The 6,157-nt window shown below is 66.9% G+C and carries 7 protein-coding genes; 1 reads left to right on the top strand and 6 read right to left on the bottom strand.

All coding sequences use genetic code 11. The features are described 5' to 3' along the window. Positions 1-445: 445 nt before the first annotated feature. The 6 genes from ENSA7_RS08370 to ENSA7_RS08345 form a co-directional block, all read right to left on the bottom strand. Positions 446-1,117, bottom strand: coding sequence for an alpha/beta hydrolase (locus ENSA7_RS08370; protein WP_106088692.1), 672 nt, complete (start codon positions 1,115-1,117; stop codon positions 446-448). 172 nt (positions 1,118-1,289) lie between these two features. Further along, positions 1,290-1,697, bottom strand: a complete 408-nt coding sequence (locus ENSA7_RS08365) for a thioesterase family protein (protein WP_106088694.1) — start codon at positions 1,695-1,697, stop codon at positions 1,290-1,292. 102 nt (positions 1,698-1,799) lie between these two features. After that, on the bottom strand, positions 1,800-3,323 hold the full coding sequence (locus ENSA7_RS08360) for an SBBP repeat-containing protein (RefSeq protein ID WP_106088691.1): 1,524 nt from the start codon (positions 3,321-3,323) through the stop codon (positions 1,800-1,802). A gap of 175 nt (positions 3,324-3,498) precedes the next feature. Next, entirely contained in the window at positions 3,499-3,660 is a 162-nt protein-coding gene (locus ENSA7_RS43360; RefSeq protein WP_181233457.1) for an MYXO-CTERM sorting domain-containing protein, read from the bottom strand. 104 nt (positions 3,661-3,764) lie between these two features. Continuing rightward, positions 3,765-4,775 carry a hypothetical protein gene (locus ENSA7_RS08350; protein ID WP_146157468.1) on the bottom strand — a complete coding sequence of 337 codons (1,011 nt, stop codon included), beginning with the start codon at positions 4,773-4,775 and terminating at the stop codon, positions 3,765-3,767. Positions 4,776-4,902: 127 nt separating this feature from the next. Beyond that, positions 4,903-5,652 (bottom strand): class I SAM-dependent methyltransferase, encoded by a 750-nt coding sequence (locus ENSA7_RS08345; RefSeq protein ID WP_106088688.1) that lies wholly within the window; start codon positions 5,650-5,652, stop codon positions 4,903-4,905. Between the two features lie 128 nt (positions 5,653-5,780). Here ENSA7_RS08345 and ENSA7_RS08340 point away from each other — a divergent pair, with 128 nt between their 5' ends. Continuing rightward, entirely contained in the window at positions 5,781-6,140 is a 360-nt protein-coding gene (locus ENSA7_RS08340) for a hypothetical protein (protein ID WP_106088687.1), read from the top strand. Positions 6,141-6,157 lie beyond the last annotated feature (17 nt).

Genomic DNA, 6,157 nt, shown 5'->3' with positions numbered 1-6,157 from the left:
GGAACAGTCGGCGCTCGAGGCAACGCTTGGTGACCTTGTAGCTGCTGTGGGGATGGATCGGCCGAGCGCGAACCCGCGCGTGGGGGCGGGCTTGGCCGCGGGCTCGATTTTCCGCCCGACGGGCGGCACTGGCTTGTTTTTGCGCGTTGGAGATAGCCACGCAGGAGATGTCGGCCCGCGAACGCGACGTTTGCAGTGTTTCTGCTGCAGCCTGCGGGAAGTGTCCCCGGTGCCTGATCTAAAGATCAAGCCCGGATTCTGGGCCCGCTCTGCGCCCCCGCCGTCCTCAGTCCCCCGGTGGAGGTGAATCGAACAAAACGAACCTGATCGAAAGACTAAAATCAGGACTCGGAGCCCGGTTGCCCGGTTGCCCGGTGAAGGTGAATCGAACAAAACGAACCTGATCGAAAGACCAAAATCAGGACTCGGAGCCCGGTTGCCCGGTTTACCCAAGCCGAGCGTGCAAGAACCGAGCGATCTCAGCCAATTCCTCCGGGCACACCGCGTGCTGCATCGGATAATCAAACCACTCCATCGGCCGCGCAGGGTTCAACGCCTCAACCTGATCATGAGCAGCCTTCCCCAACCACATCGGCACCATCGGATCCTGAGTACCGTGGCAGAACAACATCGGCGTAGTCGCGTTCGCCGCCGACTGCTCCACCGCGACCTTGTCCGTCATCAGCAAATACGCACTAAGCACGATCACCCCCGCAAGCGGCTCACCCCAGCGCAGACCCACGTGCAGCGCCATCGCTCCGCCCTGCGAGAAACCAACCACCGCGATCCTCTCGCTCGGCACCCCGCGATCACGCTCACGCTGGATGAGCGCCTCGATCTGCGCCTGTGACTTACGAATGTCCGACTCCGACTCGCGCACACCCTTGAAGTCGAGCGACAGGATGTCGTACCAGGCTCGCATCACGAACCCGCCGTTGATCGTCACGGGTCGGCGGTCCGCGTGGGGCAGGATGAAGCGTGTGTTGGGCAGTCCGAGCAGCGGCGGGATGGGCTCGAAGTCGTGGCCGTCGGCGCCGAGGCCATGCAGCCAGATCACGGAGGCGGTAGCGGCGTCGGACGGGGGGTTGATCTCGATGCACTCGAGCAGGTCGCTCATGGGCGCATGTCTACCACCCCCCCGCGCCGAACCGGACCGGGGCGCTCTGAACTGTCTGAGAGTCTCCGCGGAGGCGGCAAGGCACCCGCCCCGAACCTGCCTGGGAGTCTCCAGGGGACCTGACCGACCACGCGTCAAGAGCGCCAGCCCAGCCTCAGAGTCCCCCACCTCCTCATCGACCACCCTTCCCGCGCGCCGCCGCCCCAGCGAGCAACCGCGCCTCGTCGATGATCGCGCGAGTATGCTCCCCCTCACCCGCGACCCCACCATCATCGACCAGCTCAACCTTGAACCGATGCAGCTTCCCCTCAGCCCCAAGATACGTCGCCACGGCCCGCACCTCCACGCCAACCTGCGTCGCGGCGAGATGCTTCACGTTCACGCCGACCCCAACCGAGAGCTGTCCGGGCTCGAGTAGCGGCAGCAAAACCCGCGCAGCCGCGAGCTCCATGAGCGCGATCATGGTCGCCGTCGCCAGCACCTCCGGGAACGCTTCGCCTGCGTGGTCGAACAGGTGCTTGGCCGTGTCCTTTGGCTGCACGACCCGAGTTGCCTCGGCCTGGGTTCCGATGTTCGGCATGAGCGCCATGATAGCGCCGCGCCGAAGCGCGAGCGCCAAACCGGCTCGAGAGCCTGCGGGCGTCCCTCCCGGAGCCCTACCAACACCGAACGCCCGTGCCCTTCAGGGCAGCGCACGCGCACGCAGCACCTTCACACCCATACCCTCCCCCATGACGTACCCCGCATACTCGGGCGTCAACCCATCGGCCTCCAACACGACCAACGCGTTACCCGTCTCCCCAACGATCGCGTTGGAAGTCACCGCCAACCCAGGGTTCTCCGGCGCGAGCAAGACAACCCGCCCGTCGTCGAGCACATCCATCCCCCGCGCGGACCTGGTCCGCACAGCATACTCGAGCACCTCGAGTTCGGGGTCGAGCTTGGCCAAGAACCCGACCTGACTATTCGGATCGAACGCCCCAAACACCGACTGATCTGTAGTCAGCGGAAAATCCAGCACATCGTCGGTCCAGCCGGCCACATACACGTTGCCCTCGCCATCGACGTCGATGAACGAGCACACATCAAACCCCTCGCCGCCGAGGTACGTCGCCGCAAGCACGCTGCCGTCGCTGTCTAGGTGCGAGAGCACCACATCATAGTTCGGTTCCTGCTGCTGCGAACCATGCATGGTCTGCACAGCCCCCAAGCTGACCGGAAAGTCTTCCGAGTAGGTGTTGCCGCAGGTGATCGCGGTCCCGTCGGGCAGCGCGACGATCGCTTTCCCGTAGTCACCCGCGCTGCCGCCCAGCAGCGTCGCCAGCTCCAGCGTCGCGCCGTTGGCCGAGATCCGCGCGACGACGCTGTCGAGCCCGCCCTCGAGCAGCGAACCATCGGTGACCGGAAAGTCGGCCGAGTCGCTCGTGCCGATCATCCAGACCTCGTCGTTGGGCCCGAGGTCACTGTGCAGACCGACCGAGTCGGTGCCCGCGCCCCCGAGGTAGCTACCCCAGTTGATCACCCCCGTCGGACCGTAGTCGAACACCAGCCCGTTGGCGCCCGCCGGGGCAGCGCCTTGCAGAGCCGTCGCCGTGGTTGCGAGGTTGACCGACAACGTCGAGCCGGTCACGAGCGGCGTGCCATCGGCGGACAAGGTGAGCGCGGTGTCGGTGAGCTCCGCCAGCTTGCCACCGAGGTACGTCGAATACTGTAGCGAACCCTCCGCGCTCCAGCAGCCAACAAACAAGTCGCGGGTCCCACCGCCGAAGGCGGACTGAGGCGCGTTCACGGTCACGGGCAGGTTCACGGACGTGGTCCACCCGGATCCGCAAATCCGCCCATTCGCGTCGATGTCGAGGTCACGGATGTCGTCGTTCTTGGCCCCGCCATGAAAGCGCCGCCACTCGTAGTGAGAGGAGACCGGGTCGATGTAGATCGACACCAGCATGCCGTCATAATTGCCCCCGGCGAAGGCATTGAGGGTGTTGCCGACGAACTGCGAGCCGTCTCCCCCCAGCACGATCCGCAGCGCAGTCGGCTCCGGCTCCTCGCCGGTCTCCGACTCGCCGGCGTCGTCCATGCCCTCGTCACTGTCACTGTCACTCTCGCCGGGCGCGACCCGCAGTTGACCCTCGCCTTCGGTTTCGACCTCGCAGCCGAGTACGCAGAACAGCAACGTGGGAATGACGAAAAACGCCACTTTCATGAGTGCACCTTGGTCGCTGTATACCATGAGCATTCACCCAGGCGTTATATTAAATGTGATGCCCGATCTTGCAACAGTGGCGAGCGCCTAGTTCACTACACTTGCCGACCAAAGCCACCGACAGCCCGCCCCACGAAGTGGATTGGGCCAGATCGAAAGCCGAGCCCCAAAAATCCTACGAACGTCGACGCAGACCCACACCCGAGATCAGCAACACCGCCGCCGCGAGGCCGATCACGGCGTTGTCTTCGGCCGCGACCGAGCAGCCGCTGGACTTCTCTTCCTTCTTCTCGCGCGCCGGTGGCTCGTCGGCGAGGGCAACCGCCGAGCTCCCCATCAGAAGAACTGTGAACAAGCAGGTGGAGAGGGCCGTGATCCCGTGCATCGGCCCAAGTGTATCGGTCGCACCGATCCCGTGCTCGAAAAACCACGTTCTACCCCTCAGCCTCGCCGGCCGCCGACGATCAACAGCCCCACCGCGGTCAGCTCGAGCATGCCGTGAAACCGAGCGAAGCGCAGGTAGCCCGTCCGCGCCTGGGTCAGATCCACGCACGCCCAGACCGCCAAGCCGATCGCCGCGAGCGTGAACAGCCCGAGCAACCACGGCGACAGCTCGCCGCAAAGCGCCCGATAGCTGGCCCGAAACGAGCGCGGCGTCGGACGGTCGCGGTCATCTTCGGGCACCAGGCGCAGCCACACGCCATAGTGAACCGACTGGGCGAAACAGTAGAGCAGCACCAGGCGAAGCCCCCACGGCTGCCCCAAGCCCGGGGCCAAGGTCGCGACATGAGTCCGCGCGTCGAGGCCCGCTGGAACGCCAGCGGCGAGCCCCGCGGACCACACGAAGTCGCCCAACCCCAGGCTGAGGGCAGCGCTCACGAGCACGAACGCACCCAACACCGCGAGGTGGAGCTTGCCCTCGCGCGGCCGCCAGGCCGCCCACAACCCGACCGCGACGAAGTTGTGTGCGTGCGCGAAGATCAGATCGGCGGTGGACCCGAGCGCGCGGACGCCAACGCCGAGCCCGAGTGCCGCAACCACCACGGCGATCCGGCGAGCCCACGCCCCATCAATGACGAGCGCGCTCGCAGCCACGCCGAGCAAGCCATACTCGAGTGGTGCCCCCAGGCCCACTCCGACGAGCGGAGCCGCGGCCGTGAGCCACAGCCTCCGGTCACGATGCCACCCCGGTCGGACTACACAGTAGCGAAGATCCGCGAGCAGGTGCGGGACCCCGAGCACGATCGGTCCGAGCGCCAGCATCCACAGCGGCGCGATCAAGCTGGCGAGCAGCGCCACGATCACGACCGAGACACCGATCACCGCGACCCGCAGCTCGCGGGCGCCCGCCAGACGACTCGAGACCGGCATGGTGGCCCGGAGCAGGCGGACCCGTAGGCGATCGACCGGTGCGAGCGCGCGCTCGAGAGGATCGCTGAGCGCTCGGTCCACGACCGCCACTATAGACGGTGACGGCCGCCCCGGAACAACTCGAGCGGCGCGGGGCGACAGACTGCACGCGTCACGGGTTCCGCACCCCGTCCGTGCGGGCGTGGGGCGTGCGGGCGGGCGATTGCGGTCACTTGCGAAACACCAACATGTAGTTCTCGTCGAGCGGGACCTGCTCGATCTCGTGGTCGAGCACGAACCCTGCGGCCGTGACCTCGGCGGTGAGGGTCGCCTGATCCTGGCGCACGTGCTTCATCATGCGCTCGGAGGTCTTGCCGGGGATCCGATCGAACTCGACGATCACCAGCCGCCCGCCCGGTCGCAGCGCGCGATACAGGGTCGGCAGATACACGCCGGGATACTCAATGTGATGATAGACGTCGCACATGAACAAGAGGTCGACGCTGTCGGGTTCGAGCCCGACATCGGTCGCGCTCGCCTCGACGACCACCACGTTGGACAGGCCCTCGGCCCTGGCCCGCTCACGCAGGTGGGCGGCGAACACCGGGACGATCTCGATCGCGAGGAGCGTGCCCGCCTCGCCCACGCCAGCGCTGAGCGCGGCCAAGAACGCTCCCGTCCCCGCGCCGATGTCCGCGATCGTGCTGCCCGGCGTGAGCTCGAGCGCGGCGACGATCTGATCGCGCTCGGCGATCACCTCGCGCCGCTCGGCCTCGAGCGTGTCGGTCCAGACCTTCACCGCGTCGTCCTCGAAGTAGCGGTCGTTGATGCCCGGGTGAACGCTGACGAGGCCGCCCGGCTCGGGTTCGATCGGCGAGCTCGCCGGCGCCGTCGTGGGCGGGTGGCCACTGCAGCCAGGCGACGCGATCAGCGACGTCGCAAGCGTGAGGCAGACCAACAGTGACGACCACGCGCGCATGCGATCTGATGCTACCCCGCGGCCGCTGACCACCCAACGGTTCTCGACGTTCGCCAGGAGGCCCGGATTCGGCGAGCGCGGCGGCTGCCCTTGTCAGTCTGGACCGCACGGGCCATGCTCGCCGCGCCATGGCTGACCAGCTCCAGGACGCGGTGCTTGCGATCGTCGAAGCCCACGCCAAGACCGGCGTGACGATGGGCAAGATCGTCGACCACCTCGTCGCCGATGGCGGGCCCGAGCAAGAGGTCGAGCTTGCGATCTGGCGGCTGATGCAGCGCCGCCGCCTGACCCCCAACGGGTTCGTGTGTCGCAAGGTTCGCAAGCCCAGCCAGAGCGGACGCGGCGCGGAGACCCGCACCTACGAGTTCGTGCTGATCCCCTGGTCGCCCGCGCTCGACGCCCAACTCGAGCTCGATCTCGGCGGCACGGATCCGCAGCCGGCCGCGACGCAAGCTCCGCTCGAGGGCGCGGCGTCGTCCAAGCGCTGATCCACAACTCCGCCTCA

The sequence above is a fragment of the Enhygromyxa salina genome (genome assembly GCF_002994635.1).
Classification (GTDB): Bacteria; Myxococcota_A; Polyangia; order Nannocystales; family Nannocystaceae; genus Plesiocystis; species Plesiocystis salina_B.
The sequence above is the reverse complement of the archived record's forward strand: the minus strand, read 5'-3'. Positions and strand labels throughout refer to the sequence as shown.